Here is a 21,921-nt window from a genome sequence, read left to right as displayed (position 1 = left end):
GTCGGGCCGCGTCGCCGGCCGTGGCCGGAGGCGGCGGTCAGGGACGTTCGGGCTTCGGCTTCGTGCTGTGCGAGCACTTGCCCGATCGCCGAACAACAGCAGGTCGCAGGCTATTTTTGGTGGGGTGCTCGGCACTGGCCGCACCGCAGTGGACGCGGCAGTCCGCTCGTGGTGGCGCGGCGGCCGTTCGTCAGTGATTCGGTGCCGGTCGTTCGCGATTGGTTGCCAGACCAGGCGAGGGCGAAGAAGCTGGGAAAAGACAAGCCGAGTTCAGGGCGACGTTACCAGAAAGCCGCCCTGGCCGAACCCTTGACGGGCAACGGTGCCTGATTTTATCCGGCCGTTGTCGGGGTCGAATGTGAGGGAGGACGCCATGAGGTGGCAAACACCTTATTTCGCGCTGCTCGAGGCGTGCTCCGACGCCGGCCCGCGCCGGTATTGACGGATTGTTTTCGTACTGTGTTCATACATTGCCTCGGAGCCGCGGCTGGTGGCGGTTATCCGCAGTGGAACTGCGCTTGCGCCGGCTGCCGCAAGGCTCGGGCCAAGCCTGAAGCCGCGACGACACACGCCGGGATCGCGGTCTCCGGAGACGGCGAACAGTGGTTCCTGCTGAACGCGACCCCGGACGTCCACCACCAGATCGCGGCGGATCCCTCGTTGCACCCCGGTCCGGAGGTCAGGAAGACACCGGTCGCCGGTGTGTTGCTGACGGACGCGGAGTTCGACCACACGATCGGCCTGCTGATGCTGCGTGAGGGGTCTTCGCTGACGGTGTACGGGACATACCCCGTGCTGGAGGCACTGACTCTGTGGTTCCCCGTCCGCGAACTCCTGAGCGACTACGCGGACCTCACCTGGTCCCTGGTCGAGGTCGGCAAACCTCTGGATCTGGACGATCGAGTGCGCGTGATCCCCTTTCTGACCGGTTCCAAGGCCCCGCGCTACATCGGGGAATCCCGGCTTCGCGGCCCCTCGTCGGAGTGGGAGGTGGGCTACCGCCTGGAAGACAAGGTGACCGGCGGGATCGCGGTGTACGCCCCGACGCTGCCGACGTGGGACGACAAGTTCTCCGAGCAGGTGGCGTCGGCCGACTGCGTCTTCGTGGACGGCACGTTCTGGACGGACGACGAAATGGCCGGCCAGGGTGCGGGAAGCCGGACCGGGCGCTCCATGGGCCACATGCCCGTCAGCGGTGACGACGGTTCGGCCCGCGCGCTCGCCGCGCTGCCCGCGAAGCGAAAGATCTACACGCACATCAACAACACGAACCCGATTCTCGACGAAGAGTCCCCGGAACGGCGTTGGGTGACGGACTTGGGCATCGAGATCGGCCGAGCCGGCTTGGAGGTGGAAGTATGAACCCGTGGTCTGCCGAGGAGTTCGAGGCGCACCTGCGGTCCATCGGAGAAAAGCGGTACCACCATTTGCACCCGTTCAACGAGCGGATGCACTCGGGCACGCTGACCGAGGAGGAGTTCCGGGGTTGGGTGCGGAATCGCTTCTACTACCAGATGAACCTGCCCAAGAAGGACGCGTTCATCCTGACCAAGCTCCCCGGCCGGGAGGATCGGCGCCAGTGGATCCAGCGCATCATCGACCATGACGGGCGAGCGGGCGCAGAGGGCGGTCTCGAGAAGTGGATTCGCCTCGGCGCGGCGGTGGGCCTGAGCCGCGAAGCGTTGTTCGACACCGACACGGTGCTGCCCGGAGTGCGGTTCGCCGTGGACGCCTATGTGGACTTCTGCCGCCAGAAGCCCTGGCTGGAGGCCGTGGCGTCGGCGCTGACCGAACTGTTCGCGCCGGACCTGCTCAGCCGGCGGATCACCGACGTGCAGCACCATTACCCGTGGATCGCCTCGGAAGGCCTGGAGTACTTCCGGGCGCGGCTCACCCAGCAGCCCAAGGACATCGCGCACCTGCTCGAACTGGTGCTCAACCACGCGAAGTCGAGGGAACAGCAGGAAGCGTGCGCACGAGCCCTGGAGTTCAAGTGTGACGTCCTCTGGAGTCTGCTGGATGCCGTGGAACTCGAGTACAGCAAGAGTTCGTGATGGACGAATCCGACTTGACGGCCATCCCCAAGCTGGCGACGAAGGCGATGCTCAAGCACGACAGCGTCCGTGACGTGGAGCTGCTCCTGTTGCCGGAGCGGGTCGTGCTCCTGAACAAGTCCGGGGCGGCGATCTTGGGTCTGTGCGACGGCAGCCGGACCGTGCGGCAGCTGGTCGATCAGCTCGAGCAGGATTTCGCGGCCGCCGACCTCGCGAACGACGTGATGACGTTCCTCCAGGATGCGCGCGGACGGGGTTGGGTGGTGGTCTCATGAACGGCACGCCGCAGCCGTACGGCCTGCTGGCCGAAGTCACGCACCAGTGCCCGTTGCACTGCGTCTACTGCTCGAACCCGTTGGAGCTGCTCGATCGGCAGGACGAGCTCACCACCGAAGACTGGTTGCGGGTGATCAACGAGGCGGTTGGGCTCGGGGTCGTGCAGGTGCACTTCTCGGGCGGTGAACCCCTCGTACGCGGCGATCTGGAGACGCTGGTCGCCGAATGCCGTCGCCTCGGCCTGTACACGAACCTGATCACCAGCGGCCTCGGGCTGACGGAGAGCCGGGCCGAATCACTCGTTTCGGCCGGCCTCAACAGCGCGCAGCTGAGCATCCAGGGCGACGCCGCCGAGTCGACGAACCTGGTCGCGGCGAGCAAGCGCTTCGACAAGAAGGAGGCCGCCGCGCGCATCATCCGCGACGCCGGCCTGCCGTTGAACATGAACGTGGTCCTGCACCGGATGAACCTGCCCCGGCTGGACGCGATCATCGACGTCTGTGTGGCGTGGGGCGCCGAGCGGCTGGAGCTCGCGAACTCCCAGTACTACGGCTGGGCCCTGCGCAACCGCGATCTGCTGATGCCGACCAAGGCCCAGCTCGACGACGCGGTCGGGGTTTACGAGCGCCGGAAGGCCGAGCTGGGGGAGAGCATGGAACTCCTCTGGATCCTTCCGGACTACTACGAGCCCTACCCGAAGCCGTGCATGGGTGGCTGGGCGCAGAACGCGCTGACCGTCGCGCCGGACGGCACCGTGTACCCGTGCCCCGTGGCCGCGGAGATCACGACGATGACCTTCGCCTCGGTTCGCGACCACGACCTCGGGTGGATCTGGGCGAAGTCCGAGGCATTCCAGGCCTACCGCGGAACGGAGTGGATGCCCGATCCGTGCCAGAGCTGCCCGCGCAAGGAGCTCGATTTCGGCGGCTGCCGGTGCCAGGCGTTCGCGTTGACCGGAGACGCGGCGCGCACCGATCCCGTGTGCATGCACTCACCCGACCATCACCTGGTGCAGGACGCGCTCGTTCGCGCGAACCAGGAGGAAGTCACGGCCGACGGTGAAAAGCTTCGCGAAAAGCTGGTTTACCGCCGCCCGACGGTGTCGGCGCACCGGCCCTGACGGATGCCGTTCGACGGCCGGGTCGCCTCCGGTGACAAGTTGACGGAGGACGAGGCGGCAGCGCGTTCGGCCGAGATCTTCGATGTCGGCTATGCGGTGGAGCTCGACTTGACCGTCGGTGCGCGGAAGTTCGCGACGAGCACGGTGGTCCGTTTCCAGGCTCGGTCCGGGGCTGCGTTCGTCTTCCTCGACTTCGCGGGGCAGGTCGAGTCGGTCGAGTGCAACGGCCGTGAGCTGGGGCCGGACGCGCACGAAGGGACGCGCGTGCGGCTGGCCGTGCGCCCCGGCGGGAACACGGTTCGCGTGGCCGGCTTCGCGGCGTATTCGCGAAGCGGTGAGGGGCTGCACCGGTTCCAGGATCCGCTCGACGGCCAGGTTTACGTGCACACCAAGTTCGAACCTTTCGCGGCGCACCAGGTGTACGCGTGCTTCGACCAGCCCGATCTGAAGGCGACGGTGGGCCTGACCGTCACCGCCGACGCCAGTTGGGTCGTGGTCGCCAACACCGATCCCGAAGAGCCACCGATACGCGCCGGCGAGCGGTCGACGTGGCGCTTCGGCCGCACGCCGCCGCTGCCGCCATACCTGGTGGCGTTCGCCGGTGGCCCGTTTCGCCGGTTGCGGTCCAGCCACGGCGAAGTGCCGCTGGCGCTGTACGCGCGCGGCTCGCTCTTCGAGGACCTGACGAGCGACGCGCCCGAACTCTTCGACGTGATCGGGCGCGGGCTCGACTTCTATTCCCGGTTGTTCGACCTGCCGTACCCGTTCACCAAGTACGACCACGTTTTCGCGCCCGAGTACGCGTTCGGCGGGATGGAACACCCGGGCTGCGTGACGCTCAACGAGCGGTTCGTGTTCCGGCACCGGGTCACTGCGGAAGCGCGGCGAAAACGGGCCGAGGTCCTGCTGCACGAGATGGCGCACATGTGGTTCGGCGACTACGTGACGATGCGCTGGTGGGACGACCTCTGGCTGAACGAGGCCTTCGCGACGACGATGGCGGTCGTCGCGCAGGCCGAAGCGACGCCGTACGGGGACGGCTGGACCGCCTTCGCCCACCACGCCCTGCCGGCGGCCCGGCACGCCGACCGGCTGCCCACCGCCCACGCGATCCGGGCGGAAACCGCCGACACCGACGCCGCACGGTCGAACCTCGGCCCGATCGTCTACCTGAGGGGCGCGGCGGTGCTCCACGACCTCGCTTCGCGCGTGGGCTGGGAAACTTTCGTCGGCGGCGTGCGGACCTTCCTGCGGACGCACGCGTGGGGCAACGCCCGTCTCGAGGATTTCGTGGCCGCGCTGGGGAAGGTGTCGAACGAGGACGTGGACCGGTGGGTCGACGAGTGGCTGCTGCGCCGCGGGGTCAACACGGTCGAGGTGGTCCACGGCAACGTGGTCCAGCTTCCCGAGGTTCGGTCCCGGCACTTGACGCTGCGGGTCGCCGCGTTCGACGAATGCGAGGGCGAGCTGGTGTGGCGGCACCGCGCACACGTGTCCCTCGGTCACCGCGAGGGTGCCCCTGCCGTCGCTGGGTTCGCCGACCTGCTCGTGCCCAACGACGACGCGGTGGCCCACGTCAAGGTCAGGCTGGACCCGCGGTCCCGGCGCACGGCCCTGCGAAGCCTGTCTACACTGGACGATCAACGGGCGCGAGCAGTCGTCTGGGGAGCGTTGTGGGACGACGTCCTCGACGCACGCTTGCCGGCACGCAGCTACGCGGCGGCCGTGCTCACTCACGGCGTCCGGGAGAGCGATATCGGCGTGCTGGAAGCGTTGCTGGAGCATGCGGTGCGGGCGGTCGAGCTCTACGGAGCCCCGCTCGACAGGGGCCGGCTGCTCGAAGCCGTGGCGCGCCGGGTGCGCGCGCAGCTGGCCGGCGCCGCGCTCGGCAGTGACCGCCGGCTGGTTCTCGCCCGGGCTCTCGTCGGTGTCGGCCAGGACCACGGTTTGCTGAGCGACCTCGTGCGCGGCCGGTCGCCGTGGCCGGACCTGGAAGTGGATCGCGATCTGCGGTGGCGGGCAGCGGTCCGCCTGGCCTCGACCGGAGGCGACGTCGACGGGCTGCTCCGCGTCGCACGGGAAACCGATCCGGGGGACGGCTGCCGCCGCAACGCCTTGACGGCAGAAGCCGCGCGTCCCACCCGGGCCGCCAAAGAAGAAGCCTGGACGCGGGTGGTTGACGAGGGTTTCTCGCTCGCGGAACGGAAAGCCGTCATGGCGGGGCTGCGGCAACCGGGCCAGGAGGTGCTGCTCACCCCGTACGCCGACCGGTACCTGCGCGCGTTGGAGAGCCGCGCCGACGAGCCCGAGTTCGCGCTGGCGTTCGCGCGGGCGCTGTACCCGCGGTTCACGACCGACGAGCACGCCGTGCTGGCCCGCACGGATCGCTTGCTGGAGAGCGGGTTGCTCCCCGAAAACGTGCGCAAGGTCGTCCGCGAGGAGCGGACCGAACTGGCCCTCATGCGGGCCGCCCGGGCGTGCGACGCGGCGAGCTGAGGCGGAACTGAGGTGGATGGCGCAAGGCCCCGGTGCTCTGTGCAGGCCGGAACCTTGCGCCAGCAGGAGTCCCGCCCGCGGGTGTCGGCCGACCGCCGCGACGGCGAGAAAGGGAATGAAACTGTTACCGTCCGGGAAAAAGCAGCTGCGACCCGAAACCCGGAACTTCGTCGCCGAACTATGGTCGCCGGGTGGAAATTGCGGCAAGTCTGGTCGAACGAATGGCCGTGAATCCAGGACGAACGGTGTCGGCGCTGCCACGAAGGGGAACACGAGCCCCTTGACTACCGGCCGTTCGGCGTGTTGAGATTGCCGAACGGGTGCAGTTCACGGCCTCTTTGCCGCCGCCCGATTACCCCGAACGCCCGTATGTGGCGCGGTGCACACCGTTCATGTCCGCACAGTGCGCGTTCGTGCTCAACAGATTGACCACGCAAACCGGGCGGGGCACGCTCATTGCACACCGGGAGCCGCCGGTGTAGCCGACAACTGCTTTTCGGCGGAGCGAGAGGTGGAAACGTGGTTCTTCCGTCAAAGATGCCTCAGCTCGCCGACCTCGACTTACTGCTGTCAGTGGAAAGTTATGGCAGCGTGGGAAAAGCCGCCCAAGCGCACAGTCTTTCCCAGCCGGCCGCGAGTATCCGGATCAGCGCGATGGAACGCCGTCTGGGTCTTCGGCTGCTCGAGCGTTCTCCTACGGGTTCAAAACTCACCGAGGACGGGGAAATGCTGGCGAAGTACGCCCGCAACGTGATGAGTGCCGCGCGGGAGTTGCTGGAGTTCGGATCCGGGGCTCCGTCTGCCGATGCCAAACGGCTGCGGGTCGCGGGCAGCCCGGCCGTCTCCGAGCACTTGATCCCTGAATGGCTGAACCGGTCCGGGTTCTCCTTCGGTGAGGCCCGGGTGGAGGTGCAGACCGGCAGCATCGACGAGCTCCGCCGGCTGATCCGGGCGGGCCACGTCGATCTCGCGTTCATCGATGGCTGGTGCCAGGCCGGAAGTCACGTGCAGAAGCAGTTCGGCGACGACATGGTCACCCGCTACATCTGTGACGACATGGTGGCCGTGGTGGTCGGCTCGAAGCACCCGTGGGCCAGGAGGACCCGCCCCCTGACGGTGCGGGAGCTGGCATCCGCGCCACTCGTCCTGCGCGAGCGCGGCTCGGGGCTGCGGGAGTTCACGGATGAACTGCTGGGAACTGCCCGCACCCCGCGCAGTTACGTCGAATTTCCCTCCAGCGCCGCGATCAAGCAAGCGGTCGCGACGAGTCAGCGGGTGACCGTGCTGAACATTTCGACCGTGCGGTCCGAACTCGCGGAAGGCCGGCTGCACCTGGTGGCAGTCGACCAGGAAATGCCGGCGAAACCCATCTACGCGGCGTGGAGTGAGGGCCGGGATCTCCCGGGGTACGCGCGGGAACTGGTGGAGATCGCAGCGTCGAAAGGCAGTCCGATGCCGGTTTTCGTGCCTGGGCAGAAAGTCAAAGGCAGTCGGCTCGCGGTCGCGAAAACCACCACGAAAACGTAATACGACGGTCAACGTCGGTCGAGTCGCAGGAGGAGCAAGGTAGATGTCAGCACTGAATAAAATCGCGCGCACGCTCGTCTCCAACAGGCGCGGTATTCTCGCTGCCGATGAGAGCATCGGGACGATGTCTTCTCGCCTGGAGAAGGTGGGGGTCGAGCCGACCGAGGAAAGCCGCCGGGTCTACCGTGAGTTGATCGTCACCACCCCCCGGCTCGCGGAATCGATCAGCGGCGTCATTCTCGCGGACGAGACGTTCCACCAGAAAGTGACCAACGGGCGCACGTTCCCGAAGTTCCTCGACGATCTCGGGATTCTGGCCGGGATCAAGGTCGACACCGGGGCGAAGCCGCTGGCGGGAGCCTCCGACGAGAAAATCACCGAAGGGCTCGACGGGCTGCGCGAACGTGTCGCGGACTACGTACGAGGCGGAGCGACGTTCGCCAAGTGGCGTGCGGTGATCACGATCGGCGAAAACGTGCCGTCGGAGCGAGCGGTGCACGCGAACGTGCACGCGTTGGCGCGGTACGCGGGCCTCTGCCAGGAAGGCGGCCTGGTGCCCATCGTGGAACCCGAGGTGCTGATGGACGGTTCCCACTCGTTGGCCCAGTGCCGGCAGGTGACGACGTCGGTGCTGGAGGTGTTGTTCGAGGAGCTCGACCTGATGCGGGTGCAACTCGACGGCATCGTCCTCAAGCCCAACATGGTCGTCGCCGGAGCCGGCAGCTCGGATCGGCCCTCGGTCGCCGACGTCGCCAAGGCCACAGTGGACACTCTGCGCGCGACGGTGCCGGCGTCCGTGCCGGGCATCGCCTTCCTTTCCGGTGGGCAAAGTCCGGAACTGGCGACCCAGCACCTCGGTGCGATGCAGAAGCTCGATCCGCTGCCCTGGGAGCTCACCTACTCCTTCGGCCGGGCGCTGGTCGGGCCGGCTCTGGAGGCGTGGCGGGGCGACGAGGGCAACCGGGCCGCCGCCCAGCAGGTGCTCTCCGACCGAGCCGTCGCGAACGCCGCCGCCCGCTGAGCGTTCGAGCCGGGGGGCCGTCCGCGGTGCCGGCGGCCGGCGCCTCCTTGAAGAGGGCGGCCGGATCGGGGCGGTGGTCTGCCGGTCCGGTCGCCCTCGGTTCGGTGTTACGACCGCACACACACTTTCACCGACGAGTTCGAGTGGATTGAGGTTCATGAAAACCAAGGAATGGGCCATCGGCGTGGACGGACTCGATCACGCCCTTGCGCTCGAACTCGTGCAGGTCACCGAAGCCGCCGCGCTCGCGGCCGGCCGGTGGGTCGGGCACGGTGACGAGATCAGCGGCAAGGCCGCCGCCATCGAGGCGATGCACAACGTGATCGGGTCGGTGCCGATGAGTGGGGTCGTGGTGCTCGGCGAGGACGGGAAGCGACTGATCAAGGGCGAAGCGGTCGGCTCCGGAGCCGGGCCGGCCTGCGACGTCGCGATCAACGCGGGTGACGGCGCGCTTTCCGTGGCCAGAGATGTGCCGAACGCGCTCGCGGCGGTCGCGGTGGCCGAGCGTGGTGCTCTTTTCGATCCGCCGCCGGATGTCGCCATGGAGAAGCTGGTCGTCGGGCCCGAGTGCGCCGGCGTCGTCGAACTCGACCGCTCGGTGGGCGAGAACCTGCGAGCGGTCGCCGCGGCCAAGGGCGGCCGGGTTTCGGACGTCGTCGTCGCCGTGCTCAACCGGCCCTGGCACCGGGAGCTCGTGCACGAGATCCGCGACGCGGGTGCGCGCGTGCACCTGATCGAGGGCGGCGAGATCGCGGGTGCGATCGCCGTGGCCCGTCCCGAGAGCCCGGTGGACGTGTTGCTGGGCACCGGGGGCGCCGCGGAGGGGGTCATCGCCGCGGCTGCCCTGTCCTGCCTCGGCGGGTCGGTGCAGGCGCGGTTGCGGTCGGACGACTCCGGCACCCGCCACGATGTTCTCCACACCGAGGACCTGGTCCGCGGCGAGCGCATTCTGTTCTGTGCCACCGGGGTGACCGGCAGCGAGGTGCTGCGCGGGGTGCAGCAGCACGCCGGCCGGACCACGACACAGTCCATTGTGCTGTGTTCGCGGCCGGAAACGGCGCGGATCGTCAAAACCCAACACCGATCCGCATGACCAGGGACACCACGACGTCCGTCCGGGTCGAGCCCCTCATCACGCGCTACCGCGGACTGATCTGCGATCTCGACGGCGTGGTCTACCGCGGTGCGGACGCGGTCCCTCGTGCGGTGGAGACCTTGAACCGGGTGACGGCGGACGGTGTCCCGGTCGTGTTCGCGACCAACAACGCGTCGCGCCCTCCCGAAGACGTGGGCAACCATCTGCGCGGGCTGGGGATCGCACCGCGGCGCTGGTCGGTGGTCAACAGTTCGCAGGCGGCCGCGGCGTACCTGGCCGAGCGGCTGGTGCCGGGTGCGCTGGTGTGGGCGGTCCGGGCGTCGCCCAGGCACTCGCCGAAGCCGGCTTGACGCCGGTCCGCGTCGCGGATCTGAGCGGCAGGCCGGTCGAGGCCGTGGTTCAGGGGCTGGGATCCGACGTCACCTGGACCGAGCTCGCGGCGGTGGGCTACCTCGTCGGGGCCGGAGCCACCTGGGTGGCCACGAACGTCGACCTCACGCTGCCCACGCCCTACGGAGAAGCGCCCGGCAACGGCGCGCTGGTCGCCCTGGTGCAGACGGCGGTCGACGCGGCGCCCCACGTCGTCGGCAAGCCGCAGGCCGCCCTGTTCGACCTGTCCCGCTCCCGGCTCGGGACGGATCGGCCGGGCACCCTGATGTGCGGGGACCGGCTGGAGACCGACATCGAGGGCGCCAACTCGGCCGGCCTCGACTCGCTCTTCGTCCTGACCGGGGCCTCGCGGCTGCGGGACCTGGCCTTCGCCGAGCGAGCCGCGCGTCCGACGTATGTCGCCACCGATCTGAGCGGACTGCTCGCGCCCGCACTTCGGTTGTCCACCACCTCGCGCGAGGACCTCGTCGACCTCGGGCCGGACGCTGTCCCCCGCATCCCGAACGGCGGTGACGAAGGCCAAGCGCTGCGGTCCGTCGTCGCCTCGGCGTGGGCCGCTCGCGACGCCGGCCGTGCGGTCTCCGACGACGACGGCCGGTGGGATGAGATCGCACGACAGCTCGGACTCCGTCGGCTGGATCAAGCCCGGTGACCTGGTCGCGGTGAAAGCGTTCGTGAGGGGCCGCGCCGGTTCTCCCCGGCGCGGCCCCTCACGTCATTGTCCTGGCAGCGCGGGCGGTTCACCGGTGCGCTCGTAGTCGGCCAGCAGGTCGATCCGGCGCTGGTGGCGGCCGCCCTCGAACTCGGTGCCGAGGAACGCGTCCGCGATGCGTTCGGCCTCCTCGACGGTGTGCATTCGGGCGCCGATGCCGGCCAGCTGTGCGTTGTTGTGCCGCCGGGCCAGCTTCGCCGTGTCCTCGTTCCAGGTCAGCGCGGCACGGGCGCCGGGCACCTTGTTCGCGGCGATCTGTTCCCCGTTTCCGGAACCGCCGATGACGAGACCGAGACTGCCTTCGTCGGCGACCACGCGCTGCGCCGCCTCGATGCAGAACGGCGGGTAGTCGTCATTCGCGTCATAGGTCGCGGGGCCGACGTCGATCACCTCGTGGCCGAGGTCGGTGAGCCTTTTGACGAAGTGGTTCTTGAGTTCGAGTCCGGCGTGATCGGAGCCAAGGTAGATTCGCACCTGAGCAGTCTAATTCCGGACTTGTGAATTGGTGCTTCGTTATTTGCCAGGCAGGCATTGGGATATTTGATGGGACGATTGACGTCCTCGTCCGCCGACTCGTACTCTGGTGCTGGAGTATGTCCGAGAACGGGCTTCGACACAGCGGTCCGCCGGCGGGGCCAGGTGATGCCCGCCGCCGCGCGGTGCAGGTGTCCGTCCAGCTGCTGTGGGGCACGTTCTCGCAGGTCGTAGAGGTGTTTGGCGGGGCTGCCGGGTGTCGTGCCGCGGGCCGTCGGTGAGCGTGCCTCCTCCACTCGTCGGCCTCAGGATGCCGTTCGACACCGGTTCCCGACCACTGGTTCAAGGTCGGTTGCGACACCTACGTTAAATCCAAGATGCTGTTTCATGACCGCGAAATTTCGCGACGTTGTTCGCGAAATTGCGCGGATCACGGATGTCCGGTTTTGGCTCAGTCGCCGGGCGCAGCCAACAGCTGAGGAGGAAAACATGCAGTGGGAAACTCCGGAGTACACGGTCGTCGAGGTGTGCGCTGAGGCCACCGGCTACTTCTACCGGGCCTGACAGCCGGGCTCCACGGCCCGTGTCGCTTGATTTCTCGTAGCCGCGGCAGAGGGCTGAAATCCGCGGCCAGGCTACCTCTGTGTTGACGCAAGGCCCCGGAGCGAGTGAATCCATCGCGCCGGGGCCTTGCGGCACCCGTCGGAAATCAGCGATCCCCCCTGCCGAGAACGGGCAGATATTCACAGTCTCTCTCCCCGGTGAACCCTGGTTGATCTGTTGAGGTGGTTCAAGTGTCTCTTGAATTTCTTCCGCTGATATCGCTCGCCTTCGGCCTCAGTCTCGACAATTTCCGCTCGTCGATCGCTATCGGAACCATTCCTTTCGGTTGGCGTCGCGCCGTGCAGGTCGCCATCGTCTTCGGAGTGTGGGACGCCGTGAGTCCGCTGCTGGGCGGGCTCATCGGGCACTTCCTGGGTGACTTCCTCGGAGACTGGGCGGACTTCGTCGGGGCGGCCGCGCTCGGGTTGTACGGCGTCTACTTCATCGTCGGAGCGATCCGGAACCCGGAGCCGGCAGAGGAAGACCTGGACCACCCGTGGGTGACGCTCTTCGGCATGCCGCTTTCGCTGAGCATCGACAATTTCGTCGCGGGCGCTGGTCTGGGGATCGCCGGGTTCTCCCTCATCGTCCCCATGGTGGCCTTCGGTGTCATGACGATGATCATGTCGTTCGTCGGACTCTTCGTCGGGCGGATGGCCGCCAGGGTCATCCGGGTTCGCGCCGACTTGCTCTGCGGCATCTCGTTGCTGGGCGCGGCGATCCTGTTGCCGCTCGTCTTCGACTGATCGGCGCGGCCGGGGAGGACACCGATGCCCGAGAATCCCGACACCCACGTCTACCGCACGTACGACCGGGTCCTGGAGGAGTCACGGCCGGCTCGGCAGCGCAACCACCCCACGGCGAGCGGCAACCCCAACGACTGGTGGCCGCACCGGATCGACCTGAAGACGTTGCACCGCAACGTTCCCGCCGACAGTCCGCTGGGCGCCGACTTCGACTACGCCGAGCAATTCAAGACGGTCGATCTCGACGAGCTGGCGCGTGACGTCGACGAGGTGCTCACGACCTCGCAGGACTGGTGGCCTGCCGACTTCGGGCACTACGGCCCCCTCGTGCTGCGGATGGCCTGGCACGCCGCGGGAACCTACCGCGTCAGCGACGGCCGCGGCGGTGCGAGCGCCGGGATGCAGCGCTTCGCCCCCCTGAACAGTTGGCCGGACAACCGCAACCTGGACAAGCCCCGCCGGTTGTTGTGGCCGGTCAAGAAGAAGTACGGGCGGAGGATCTCCTGGGCGGACCTGATGGTCTTCGCCGGCAACCGGGCGCTGGAGTCGATGGGCTTCAAGACCTTCGGCTTCGGCGGTGGCCGCACCGAGGTGTGGGAGCCCGACGAGACGTACTGGGGGCCGGAACGCAAGTGGCTGGCCGACGACCGGCACAGCGGCCGCCGCGACCTCGACGAACCGCTGGCGGCCAGCGACATGGGCCTGATCTACGTCGACCCGCAGGGCCCCGCCACCAACCCCGATCCCGTGCTCGCGGCCCGCGACATCCGCCAGACGTTCCGGCGGATGGGCCTCAACGACGAGGAGACGGTGGCGCTGATCGCCGGCGGCCACACCTTCGGCAAGACCCACGGGCTGCTGGACCCGGCCGTGCACCTCGGCCCCGACCCGGAGGCCGCGCCGCTCACGGCGATGGGCCTGGGCTGGGCGAACGAGCACGGCACCGGCAAAGGTCCGGACGCCACGACCAGCGGGCTGGAGGGGATGTGGACCCGCACGCCCGTGACTTGGGACCACACCTTCTTCGAGACCCTGTTCGAGTACAAGTGGGACGTCGAGCTCAGCCCGGCCGGCCTGTGGCAGTGGATCCCGGCCGACGGCGGGGGCGAGGGCACGATTCCCGACCCGTACGACCCGGACGAGAAGCACCACCCGGTCATGCTCACCACGGACCTGTCGCTGCAGGAGGACAAGGTCTACGAGCAGATCTCCCGGCGGTTCCTGGAGCACCCGGAGGAATTCGAAGACGCGTTCGCGCGGGCCTGGTTCAAGTTGACGCACCTCGACATGGGCCCGATCCAGCGGTACCTCGGGTCGCTCGTTCCGGCCGAACGGCTGATCTGGCAGGACCCGGTGCCGGAGCCGGACCACGGGCTCGTGGACGCCGACGACGTCGCCACCCTCAAGCGCGAGCTCCTCGAATCCGGCCTGACGGTCGCGCAGCTCGTCTCAACGGCGTGGGCCTCGGCGTCGACGTACCGCGACAGTGACAAGCGCGGTGGGGCCAACGGGGCGCGGCTCCGGCTCGAGCCGCAGCGCGGCTGGGCGGTCAACGAACCCGAGCAGCTGGACGTCGTCCTGCCCGTGCTGGACGCGATCCGGGAGCGGTTCAACGCCTCGCAGCCGTCGGGCACGCGGATCTCGATGGCCGACTTGATCGTGCTCGGCGGGTGTGCGGCGGTGGAACACGCCGCCGCTGCCGGCGGCCACGTCGTCGACGTCCCGTTCCGCCCCGGGCGCACCGACGCGACCCAGGACTGGACCGACGTCGAGTGGTTCGACGCGTTGCGGCCCCTTGCCGACGGCTTCCGGAACTACCTCGGCGACGGCTTCTGGATGTCGCCGGAGCACCTGCTGGTGGACCGGGCGAACCTGCTGACCTTGACCGCGCCCGAGCTGACCGTGCTGGTCGGCGGGTTGCGCGTGCTCGGAGCCAACCACCGGCGGTCCCCGCTGGGTGCGTTGACCTCGGCGCCCGGGACGTTGACCAACGACTTCTTCGTCAACCTGCTGGACCTGGGGACGGAGTGGGCGCCGAGGCGGAACGCGGACATCTGGACGGTGGTCTACGAGGGCCGCGACCGGGACACCGGCGAGGTGAAGTGGATCGCGAGCCGGGTCGACCTCATCTTCGGGTCGAACTCCGAACTGCGGGCGCTCTCGGAGGTCTACGCGAGCGACGACGCCGGCGGGAAGTTCGTGCGTGACTTCGTGTCCGCGTGGGTGAAGGTCATGGAACTGGACCGGTTCGACCTGCGCTGACCACGACGCCGGGGCCCTTCAGCCTCGGTATTTGTGCACGTCGCAAACGCAGTACATGAGCCGGCAGGTGAAGCACGCCGGCCGGTCGACACACGCGATGCAGGTCCCGCAGTGCACCGGCTCGGTGTGCCGCGCGAGATCGCCGGACTCGTAGGAATCCCCGCAGTTGAAGCACGGCAGACGCTCGATTTCCTCGTCCTGGCGGGGCGTCGTCGACTGGCTCATCGGATCGCCTTTCGTTTCCGTCGCTGTCTTCCCATGACCGAGGTGCGTCGCTTTTCCGGCAACGCAAAGGCACCCGTCCGGTGATCGAGAAGCCTCGATCACCGGACGGGTGGAAGGGGGACCGTCGGGAAGTCACCCCGGGTCTCGCATCAGCGGTGCTTTCCGATCACAGCGAGAACGTGATCAGCGCGGCACCATGACCCTGGCCGGACATGCCGGGGACGATGCCTTCGAGCCAGCCACCCCAGCCGACCGGCACCGAGATGTACTGCTTGCCATCCAGGGACCAGGTCGACGGGCTGCTGTGGTGCCCGCTGCCGCACTGGAAGCTCCAGAGCTTCTCGCCGGTCTCGGCGTGCAGCGCCATGAACTCGCCCGCCGGCGTGCCGGCGAACACGAGGTTGCCCTCGGTGCTCAGGGTCGAGGCGCACATCGGGAAGGGGAGCCGGTAGCGCCACTTCTCTTCACCGTGGGAGTCGAACGCGCTGACCGAGCCGGCCATGTTGTCGACGTCGACCTCGACGGCGGCACCCCAGTAGGGCATGCCTTCCTTGAACTCGCGACGACGGCGGGTGGCCGTGGCGCCCACGTCGGCGACCGGAACGTAGAACAGGTCGTGGTTCGGGTTATACGAGGCGTGCGTCCACTCCTTGGCGCCGGCGGGGCCGGGGTAGAAGTGGCAGGGCTCGCCTTCCTTGTCCGGGTACTTGCGCGGGGTCACCTTGCCGTCCCGGGTGATCACGCCCCAGTCGATGCGGTCGACGAACGGGGTGACGTGCTGCAGCTCGCCGTTGGTGCGGTCGAGGACGAACATGTACCCGTTCTTGTCGAAGTGGGCCAGCAGCTTCTTGCCGTCCCGCTCGAACAGGGTCATCTCCATCGTGGAGTCGTAGTCCCACAGGTCGTGCGGCGTGAACTGGTAGTGCCACTTGATCTCGCCCGTGTCGACGTCCAGCGCCACCACGCTGTCGGTGTAGAGGTTGTCGCCCTCGCGGACCTCGCCGTCGAAGTCGGGAGCCGGGTTGCCGGTGCCCGCGTAGTAGAGGTTCAGCTCCGGGTCGAACGTTCCGGTGACCCAGTGGTTCGCACCACCGCGCTGCCAGGCCTCGCCGTCGGCGGGCCAGGTCTCGGAGCCTGGCTCACCCGGCTTCGGCACGGTGTAGGTGCGCCAGCGGCGCTCGCCGGTCTCCAGGTCCCAGCAGTCGATGTGACCGCGGACGCCGTACTCGCCACCGGCGGAACCCGTGATGAGCGTGTCCTTGATGACCAGCGGAGCGATGGAAGCGCTCTCTCCGGCGCGCACGTCGCCGATGGTCTTCTGCCAGACCTTCCGTCCGGTGGTGGCGTCGAGCGCCACCAGCTGGGCGTTCTGGGTCACCATGTAGACCTTGCCGTTGGCCACCGCGCAGCCGCGGTTGACGTTGGCGCAGCACAGGGTCACGTCGATCGGGATCGCGTGCTTGTAGCGCCACAGCTGCTCGCCGGTCCTGGCATCGAGCGCCCAGAGCCAGCCGTCCCAGCCGGTGACGAACATGACGCCGTCGATCATCAGCGGGCTGGCCTCGAAGGCGTAGGTCGACGTCGAGGCGATCATGCCCGTCGCGCTCGCCTGGTGGATCCAGGCGACCTTGAGGTTCTTGACGGTGTCGACGTTGATCTGGTCGAGCAGGCTGTGCCGCTGGCCGTCGTAGGCGCCGTAGTACGTGATCCAGTTGTGGGATTCGTTGCGCGCGTCGAGGATGCGCTCGTAGTTGACGCCGCGCGTCACGTCCGGCGCGCTGTGCGGCAGGTTGGACAGCTTGTTGTGGTTGAACGCCTTGCCGGCGTCGATGTATTCGAGGGTCATGGTGGTTCCTGCCTTTCTACGGCCGGGGCTGGGCGGGTCGGTCGAGCTTGGCTTCCGGCGGAACCTCACCGGACACGACGATGGCGCCCTGCAGGCCGCGACCCTCGTCGTTGCCGGCCGGCGAGCCGTACCAGTAGCAGCCCGGACCGTCCAGCTCGAGCGTCGCGCTGCCCTTCGAGTGGTTCAGCAGGCCGATGAACTGCCGGTCGCCGTTGCTGGGCAGCAGGCAGGCGTGGGTGTTCTTGTCGTCGTTGATGATCGTCAGCTCGAGGATGCCGGCGTGCGGCATGATCAGCACACCCGGCTCCCACGTCATCGCGTCCTCCGGGATCCGGATGGTCCCTTCCATCGTCCCGTCGGGACGCTCGGTCGCCTTGGCGATCGTGCCGGTACCGAGCACGGCACCGATGGTTGCCTTGTTCTGTCCGCTGAGCTCGGCCAAGAGATCTTCACGATCCTGGGTAGCCGTCATCGGACTTCACCTCCTCGTCAGCAAAAATGAAACTTCTGACAGATTTCGCGGAACGCTTCACGCACGCGAAAGCGTCGCCTCGTCGGCGACTGGATCGCGTGATTTCTCAAGTGCCACACCACAATGGGGCTCAGCGCGGCGGTCACAGGTGGTTGGCCGGGCCTGATTTCCGATTCGGCTCGATCGTTGATTTCCTATCCTGCAACGAGATTGAACTCTACCGCCGCGCAAGGGGTTCCGATATGCGTCACCACAGATCGGCCAGACCACGCCGTTCTCCGGACGAGAGGTACCGTTCGTGCACCGTGACAACGGTGTTTGCGGCAACGGGAAACCTCGTCGAGCCGATGGCGGGGGCCATCAGATCTCCAGCGCCCGGCGCACCGCGGGGGTGTTGCGCCGGGAAACCGGCACCATCGTTTTCGCCTGGTCGTCCATGACGAGGAACAGCTCGCCCTTGTACCGGCGCTCGACTTCCCTGATGCGACTGAGGTTCACCACGTACTGGCGGTGCACGCGCAGGAAACCGGAATCGCCCAGCTCGGTCTCGAGCTTGTCGAGGCCCGGCGAGGCGGATCGCAACCGTCCCTGGTCTGTGGACAGCCACACGTCACTGCCGTCCGATTGCGCGAACGAGACCTCGGGGAGCCGCAGCAGGACCATGCGGTTCTCGCGCGTCGCGACCATTCGGTGCGGCTGCGCGTGGAGCGGGTTGTCCCCGCCGGCCCGAGGCAACGGATCACCTTCGGACACCCCGAACGAGACCAGGGTGCCGACCAGGTGGCCGGACAGGAACACCGGCCGGATGCTGATCGAAGTCGGTTCGCTGGAGAGCCGGGTGAAGATCTGGGTCGAACCGGTCCAGTCACGGTTGCGGGCCGCCTGCTTGGCGGCGTACCGGGTGGCCCGGATGAACTCCGGCAGCTCCGGTTTCCACCGCACCGCGGGATCGGGCGCCGGCGTGGAGCCCGGGATGCCGAGGAGCACGCCCGCCGTGTCGTCGGCGAGCACCACCCGGCCCGCGGGATCCACGGCCGCAAGCGCGGTGCTCGGGCGTGACCTGGCGTGGTTGAAGGCGGCCATCAGTTCGGCACCGTCATCCTGGGCGCGCTGGCGCAGGATGCGCTGCGTCATCGTGGCGACATTGCCGAGCCAGGTACCCGTCGCCGCTGGAGGCTCGCTGCGCCAGCACGAGATGTTGAGGACCGCGACCGGTTCCCTGGTCACGACGTCGCGGACCGCCACACCCGCGCAGGTCCAGTCGTGGAAAGCCTGGCACCAGTGCTCCGCGCCGCGGATCAGCACGGGGGTGTAGGACATCAGCGCGGTGCCCATGCCGTTCGTGCCGGTGGCGCCCTCGGCCCAGCAGAACCACGGCGCCAGGTTGGCATCGGCGGCCACGCTGCGGGTCGCCTGGTCGCCCCACTGGGCCAGGACGCGGCCGGAGGCGTCGGTAATGGTCACGATGCCGCCGATACTGCCGACCTCGCGGGCCAGCGAGGCGGCGCGGAAGCCGAGCTCGGCGATCACGACGTCGTGCTCCAGCGCGTGGTCGACCTCGGCGACGGCGACGGGGGCTTCGGTGAGGAACGGGTCGACCTGGTACTGGTCCCGGCACCGCTGCCAGGAAATCGCTATCTCGGGCCGCACACCACGCAGGTCGTCCTCGCCCTTCACGAACCGCTCCCACGCTCCGTGCACCGTGGCGTCTCCGCAGCTGCGAGAGGTCGGGTCGAGCCGGCGTACCTGTGTCATCTGAGACCGCCTTTGGTCTGGTGCCACCCCGGACGGCACTCCAGCGCTGGGGTGCCGATGACCGCTCGGGTGCTACCTGACCGTGTCGGGCCGCACCGCGTCGCTTCGCCGCCGTCGCAAGCTAAACTCTCCGCTGATTAGAGGGCAAGCAGACTGTGCTGACTGTGGGCGGATGACCAACGAACGGTCGCGCGGCGGCGATTATCGGTTGTCATCCGCCCATCAACGGTCACCCGGCATCGGCTTCGATGATCGTCGTTCCGTATTTGGAACAAGATCATTTGTGGTCTACTGCCGTCTGGTGAACGGCGTCTTTTGTTGTGGCTTTCCACAAACGCCCTCGACGAGGCCGCCGGAGGCAAGGATTTCCGTGCTGACCAGGGTGAACCACGGGGACCGGCCCGGCTGACTCCGCCAAATGATGTTGTGCCACAAGGTGTTTTCCTGTTGCCGGCGCCGCCCGTTTTGGTGGTTGTTCCGCCGGGTTGCGGAGTTGATCCGGCGGCGCCGAGCTGGTCGTGTTATGTCTACAGCTAAGTGGCTGAACGACGCGAAGCTGTCTTGAAATGATTGCGCCATCGAGTTAGTTTGTAACCTCCGTCACTGCCCGGTGGTCCCCTCTGACCCCGGCGTGCCTGGCGACAAGGAGGTCGCGATGACCGGGAGAGTGCCGCCGCTGGCGATCGCGCCGAGCAGGCCGAGCGGACGTGATCACGTGCCGGGTGGCTCTCTGGTGACCACCTCGTCGAGAGAAGTGGCTCGCGCCTGGGAAAGTTTTGCCGGGGGCGAAGACATCGAAACGGGCGTACGGCCCGAGATCCTCGCTTCCTGGTACCGCTGCCGCGATCGGTACGAGGTGGACCGGAGGTTGGACGTCGCTCCGGGAGCGCTGGGCGACGATTCCCCGCGAATCGACAACGGCGTCATCTTCACCGCGCTCGGCGGTCTCGGTGCGCTGGCCGGTCAGGAAGTGGAACAGGACGGCGCCGTCGTCACCGTCACCGACGGGGACGGGCGAGTCCTGGGGGCCTGGGGTGATCCTTCCGCGCAGCGGCGAGCCGAGTTGCACAACCTCGCTCCGTGGTCGTCGTGGTCGGAGGAGTGCACCGGCACGAACGGGATGGGGACCTCGCTCGAGGTGTCCGGCCCGGTCACGGTGACCGGGCCGGAGCACTGGTGCGAAGCCTTCCACCAGTGGGCCTGCGCGGGCATTTCCATCCGTGACGTGGTGACCGGCGCGCCGGTCGCGTCGATCAACATCTCGCGGTGGAACGCTTCGCTGTCCAAGCTCGTGCCTGCGTGGCTGACGAAAGCCGTCTCGTGCGTCGAACAGGAGATTTACCGGCGCGCCGTCTACGAGGCGGACAAGGTGATCTCCGAGTTCAACAAGAAGTGTGCCCAGGCCAGTGGTCCGTTCATGGCGATGGACCGGGGTGGAAACGTGATCACCGCGAACGAGGCCGCCGTCGCGTTGCTCGGGTTGGCCGGCGAAACCCCCATCGTCGCCGGGGCGATCGAGCCGGCGCAACGCTGGATGCCGGATATTTCGGGGCTTCCCGAGGTGGTGCGGTGGGCCAAGGACCGGGCACAGGGCCGTACACAATGGAGCGGCTACGCGTACCTGCCGGTGAGCCCGGGGGAGGAAGCGACTCCGGTGACCATGCGGCCCGTTGTCGACTCGAACCACGTGGTGGGCATGCTGTGCGTGTTCGGCGTGCAAGAGGGCGAGCCGTACGAGAGCACTTCGGAATCGGACGTCGGCCCGCTGCCCCGGCGCGTGATCGGGATGCGCAACGACCGCCTGGTTCTGCTTGCCCCGTCGGAGATCCGCTACGCCGAGGCCGACCGGAACATCGTCTGGCTGGTCACGGAACGGGGGAGGATCCAGGCCGCGACCCGTGGCCTGGAAAATGTCGAGCGGTTGCTGACGCCCTACGGGTTCAGCCGGGTGCACCGGCGTTTCCTGGTCAACCTGCGCCGGGTGGCGGAGCTGGAGCGGGGAATCAAGGGCGAGCTCTTCCTGATCATGGATTCCCGCTCGCACGAGTTCGTTCCCGTGTCGCGGCGCCACGCGCCGGAGCTGCGGCGGTTGCTCGGGGTCTGACCGAAACCGGCCCGCGCCAAGGGAATCACCGCTGGGTGCGGGCGGAGAGGGCCTGTGCCTGGCGGCGCAGGCCCTCCACGGCGTGCGCCGGATCGTCGGCGGCGTAGACGGCCGAGCCGGCCACGAAGCAGTCGACGCCGGCCTCGGCCGCCTGTTCGATCGTGTCGGTGTTGATGCCGCCGTCGATCTCCACGACCAGGTTCAGGTGGCCGGTGTCGACCATCCTGCGCGCCTTGCGGACCTTGTCGAGCACGTCGGCGATGAACATCTGGCCGCCGAACCCGGGCTCCACGGACATCACCAGCAGGGTGTCGTAGTGCTTGAGCACGTCGACGTAGGGCTCCAGGGGTGTGTTTGGCTTGATCGCCAGCCCCGCCTTCGAACCCGCGGCGCGCAGGTCCTTCGCGAGCTTGACCGGATCGTCGGCGGCCTCGACGTGCACGGTCACGTTGTAGGAACCCGCTTCCGCGTAACCGATCGCCCAGTGATCCGGGTTCTCGATCATCAGGTGGCAGTCCAGCGGTAGGTCCGTGGTGGCCAGCAGCGACCGCACGACCGGCAGGCCCAGGGTCAGGTTCGGCACGAAGTGCGCGTCCATCACGTCCACGTGCAGCCAATCCGCTCCGCGGCCTGGTTTTCCTTGCACGGCAGCCACTTCGTCGGCGAGCCGGGCGAAGTCGGCGGAGAGGATGGACGGCGCGATCAAGGGCTGGTTCGACACGCCCTCAAGCGTAAAGCAGCG

General features: G+C 67.9%; 21 protein-coding genes. 15 read left to right on the top strand and 6 right to left on the bottom strand.

Annotated elements, in window-relative coordinates; all coding sequences use genetic code 11:
- The 11 genes from AB0M56_RS48990 to AB0M56_RS48940 all read left to right on the top strand — a co-directional run.
- The coding region (locus AB0M56_RS48990; RefSeq protein WP_364190096.1) for a hypothetical protein at nucleotides 1-330 on the top strand (330 nt) is incomplete at its 5' end.
- Nucleotides 331-459: 129 nt separating this feature from the next.
- Nucleotides 460-1,362, top strand: coding sequence for a pyrroloquinoline quinone biosynthesis protein PqqB (gene pqqB / locus AB0M56_RS48985; RefSeq protein ID WP_364190093.1), 903 nt, complete (start codon nucleotides 460-462; stop codon nucleotides 1,360-1,362).
- A complete protein-coding gene (gene pqqC, locus AB0M56_RS48980; RefSeq protein ID WP_364190090.1) occupies nucleotides 1,359-2,054 on the top strand; it encodes a pyrroloquinoline-quinone synthase PqqC in 696 nt (231 codons plus the stop codon). Before pqqB ends, pqqC begins: the two co-directional genes overlap by 4 nt.
- Nucleotides 2,054-2,329 (top strand): pyrroloquinoline quinone biosynthesis peptide chaperone PqqD, encoded by a 276-nt coding sequence (gene pqqD, locus AB0M56_RS48975; RefSeq protein WP_364190087.1) that lies wholly within the window; start codon nucleotides 2,054-2,056, stop codon nucleotides 2,327-2,329. The genes pqqC and pqqD overlap by 1 nt, the downstream gene beginning before the upstream one ends.
- Nucleotides 2,326-3,450, top strand: a complete 1,125-nt coding sequence (gene pqqE / locus AB0M56_RS48970) for a pyrroloquinoline quinone biosynthesis protein PqqE (protein WP_364190084.1) — start codon at nucleotides 2,326-2,328, stop codon at nucleotides 3,448-3,450. The genes pqqD and pqqE overlap by 4 nt, the downstream gene beginning before the upstream one ends.
- A gap of 39 nt (nucleotides 3,451-3,489) precedes the next feature.
- Nucleotides 3,490-5,946 carry an aminopeptidase N gene (gene pepN, locus AB0M56_RS48965; RefSeq protein WP_364190081.1) on the top strand — a complete coding sequence of 819 codons (2,457 nt, stop codon included), beginning with the start codon at nucleotides 3,490-3,492 and terminating at the stop codon, nucleotides 5,944-5,946.
- Nucleotides 5,947-6,483: 537 nt separating this feature from the next.
- Nucleotides 6,484-7,473 (top strand): LysR substrate-binding domain-containing protein, encoded by a 990-nt coding sequence (locus tag AB0M56_RS48960; RefSeq protein WP_364190078.1) that lies wholly within the window; start codon nucleotides 6,484-6,486, stop codon nucleotides 7,471-7,473.
- A gap of 43 nt (nucleotides 7,474-7,516) precedes the next feature.
- Nucleotides 7,517-8,494 (top strand): class I fructose-bisphosphate aldolase, encoded by a 978-nt coding sequence (locus AB0M56_RS48955; RefSeq protein ID WP_364190075.1) that lies wholly within the window; start codon nucleotides 7,517-7,519, stop codon nucleotides 8,492-8,494.
- 157 nt (nucleotides 8,495-8,651) lie between these two features.
- Nucleotides 8,652-9,587 carry a fructose-bisphosphatase class II family protein gene (locus AB0M56_RS48950; RefSeq protein WP_364190072.1) on the top strand — a complete coding sequence of 312 codons (936 nt, stop codon included), beginning with the start codon at nucleotides 8,652-8,654 and terminating at the stop codon, nucleotides 9,585-9,587.
- A complete protein-coding gene (locus tag AB0M56_RS48945; RefSeq protein WP_364190070.1) occupies nucleotides 9,584-9,940 on the top strand; it encodes a hypothetical protein in 357 nt (118 codons plus the stop codon). The genes AB0M56_RS48950 and AB0M56_RS48945 overlap by 4 nt, the downstream gene beginning before the upstream one ends.
- A complete protein-coding gene (locus AB0M56_RS48940) occupies nucleotides 9,895-10,632 on the top strand; it encodes an HAD hydrolase-like protein (protein ID WP_364190067.1) in 738 nt (245 codons plus the stop codon). The genes AB0M56_RS48945 and AB0M56_RS48940 overlap by 46 nt, the downstream gene beginning before the upstream one ends.
- Nucleotides 10,633-10,695: 63 nt before the next feature.
- Here AB0M56_RS48940 and AB0M56_RS48935 read toward each other — a convergent pair whose 3' ends face one another.
- Entirely contained in the window at nucleotides 10,696-11,166 is a 471-nt protein-coding gene (locus AB0M56_RS48935; RefSeq protein ID WP_364190064.1) for a ribose-5-phosphate isomerase, read from the bottom strand.
- Nucleotides 11,167-11,553: 387 nt separating this feature from the next.
- Between AB0M56_RS48935 and AB0M56_RS48930 the strand changes: the two genes are divergently transcribed.
- The 3 genes from AB0M56_RS48930 to katG all read left to right on the top strand — a co-directional run bounded on the left by AB0M56_RS48930 (nucleotide 11,554) and on the right by katG (nucleotide 14,777).
- Entirely contained in the window at nucleotides 11,554-11,730 is a 177-nt protein-coding gene (locus AB0M56_RS48930) for a hypothetical protein (RefSeq protein WP_220245697.1), read from the top strand.
- Nucleotides 11,731-11,951: 221 nt separating this feature from the next.
- A complete protein-coding gene (locus tag AB0M56_RS48925; RefSeq protein WP_364190061.1) occupies nucleotides 11,952-12,515 on the top strand; it encodes a manganese efflux pump in 564 nt (187 codons plus the stop codon).
- Between the two features lie 24 nt (nucleotides 12,516-12,539).
- Nucleotides 12,540-14,777 carry a catalase/peroxidase HPI gene (katG, locus tag AB0M56_RS48920; RefSeq protein ID WP_364190058.1) on the top strand — a complete coding sequence of 746 codons (2,238 nt, stop codon included), beginning with the start codon at nucleotides 12,540-12,542 and terminating at the stop codon, nucleotides 14,775-14,777.
- Between the two features lie 18 nt (nucleotides 14,778-14,795).
- On the opposite strand, the gene AB0M56_RS48915 is transcribed toward katG, so the two are convergent.
- From AB0M56_RS48915 to AB0M56_RS48900, 4 genes are all read right to left on the bottom strand, one after another.
- The gene (locus AB0M56_RS48915) at nucleotides 14,796-15,002 is read right to left on the bottom strand and encodes a recombination activating protein 1 (protein WP_364190055.1); all 207 of its coding nucleotides are present in this window, start codon (nucleotides 15,000-15,002) and stop codon (nucleotides 14,796-14,798) included.
- A 166-nt stretch (nucleotides 15,003-15,168) separates the two neighbouring features.
- Nucleotides 15,169-16,848 carry a PQQ-dependent dehydrogenase, methanol/ethanol family gene (locus AB0M56_RS48910; protein ID WP_364190052.1) on the bottom strand — a complete coding sequence of 560 codons (1,680 nt, stop codon included), beginning with the start codon at nucleotides 16,846-16,848 and terminating at the stop codon, nucleotides 15,169-15,171.
- A 16-nt stretch (nucleotides 16,849-16,864) separates the two neighbouring features.
- Complete coding sequence (locus AB0M56_RS48905; protein WP_364190049.1) at nucleotides 16,865-17,320, bottom strand: MSMEG_3727 family PQQ-associated protein; 456 nt, start codon at nucleotides 17,318-17,320, stop codon at nucleotides 16,865-16,867.
- Between the two features lie 360 nt (nucleotides 17,321-17,680).
- Nucleotides 17,681-19,075 (bottom strand): LytTR family transcriptional regulator DNA-binding domain-containing protein, encoded by a 1,395-nt coding sequence (locus AB0M56_RS48900; protein ID WP_364190046.1) that lies wholly within the window; start codon nucleotides 19,073-19,075, stop codon nucleotides 17,681-17,683.
- A gap of 655 nt (nucleotides 19,076-19,730) precedes the next feature.
- Here AB0M56_RS48900 and AB0M56_RS48895 point away from each other — a divergent pair.
- The gene (locus AB0M56_RS48895) at nucleotides 19,731-21,179 is read left to right on the top strand and encodes a LytTR family transcriptional regulator DNA-binding domain-containing protein (protein WP_364190043.1); all 1,449 of its coding nucleotides are present in this window, start codon (nucleotides 19,731-19,733) and stop codon (nucleotides 21,177-21,179) included.
- A 25-nt stretch (nucleotides 21,180-21,204) separates the two neighbouring features.
- On the opposite strand, the gene rpe is transcribed toward AB0M56_RS48895, so the two are convergent.
- The gene (gene rpe, locus AB0M56_RS48890) at nucleotides 21,205-21,900 is read right to left on the bottom strand and encodes a ribulose-phosphate 3-epimerase (protein ID WP_364190040.1); all 696 of its coding nucleotides are present in this window, start codon (nucleotides 21,898-21,900) and stop codon (nucleotides 21,205-21,207) included.
- Nucleotides 21,901-21,921 lie beyond the last annotated feature (21 nt).

Origin of the sequence: Amycolatopsis sp. NPDC051372, assembly GCF_040682095.1 — a bacterium.
In the GTDB taxonomy this organism is placed as follows: Bacteria; Actinomycetota; Actinomycetes; order Mycobacteriales; family Pseudonocardiaceae; genus Amycolatopsis.
This window is presented reverse-complemented; position numbering and strand designations above follow the sequence as displayed.

Excerpts from the sequence above, each read along its gene's own strand:
- AB0M56_RS48895 (WP_364190043.1), top strand. The coding sequence starts at position 19,731 with ATGACCGGGAGAGTGCCGCCGCTGGCGATCGCGCCGAGCAGGCCGAGC.
- AB0M56_RS48915 (WP_364190055.1), bottom strand. The coding sequence starts at position 15,002 with ATGAGCCAGTCGACGACGCCCCGCCAGGACGAGGAAATCGAGCGTCTG.
- pqqC (WP_364190090.1), top strand. The coding sequence starts at position 1,359 with ATGAACCCGTGGTCTGCCGAGGAGTTCGAGGCGCACCTGCGGTCCATC.
- AB0M56_RS48960 (WP_364190078.1), top strand. The coding sequence starts at position 6,484 with ATGCCTCAGCTCGCCGACCTCGACTTACTGCTGTCAGTGGAAAGTTAT.
- AB0M56_RS48955 (WP_364190075.1), top strand. The coding sequence starts at position 7,517 with ATGTCAGCACTGAATAAAATCGCGCGCACGCTCGTCTCCAACAGGCGC.
- AB0M56_RS48910 (WP_364190052.1), bottom strand. The coding sequence starts at position 16,848 with ATGACCCTCGAATACATCGACGCCGGCAAGGCGTTCAACCACAACAAG.
- AB0M56_RS48945 (WP_364190070.1), top strand. The coding sequence starts at position 9,584 with ATGACCAGGGACACCACGACGTCCGTCCGGGTCGAGCCCCTCATCACG.
- AB0M56_RS48930 (WP_220245697.1), top strand. The coding sequence starts at position 11,554 with ATGACCGCGAAATTTCGCGACGTTGTTCGCGAAATTGCGCGGATCACG.
- AB0M56_RS48900 (WP_364190046.1), bottom strand. The coding sequence starts at position 19,075 with ATGACACAGGTACGCCGGCTCGACCCGACCTCTCGCAGCTGCGGAGAC.
- AB0M56_RS48905 (WP_364190049.1), bottom strand. The coding sequence starts at position 17,320 with ATGACGGCTACCCAGGATCGTGAAGATCTCTTGGCCGAGCTCAGCGGA.
- AB0M56_RS48950 (WP_364190072.1), top strand. The coding sequence starts at position 8,652 with ATGAAAACCAAGGAATGGGCCATCGGCGTGGACGGACTCGATCACGCC.
- pqqE (WP_364190084.1), top strand. The coding sequence starts at position 2,326 with ATGAACGGCACGCCGCAGCCGTACGGCCTGCTGGCCGAAGTCACGCAC.
- katG (WP_364190058.1), top strand. The coding sequence starts at position 12,540 with ATGCCCGAGAATCCCGACACCCACGTCTACCGCACGTACGACCGGGTC.
- pqqD (WP_364190087.1), top strand. The coding sequence starts at position 2,054 with ATGGACGAATCCGACTTGACGGCCATCCCCAAGCTGGCGACGAAGGCG.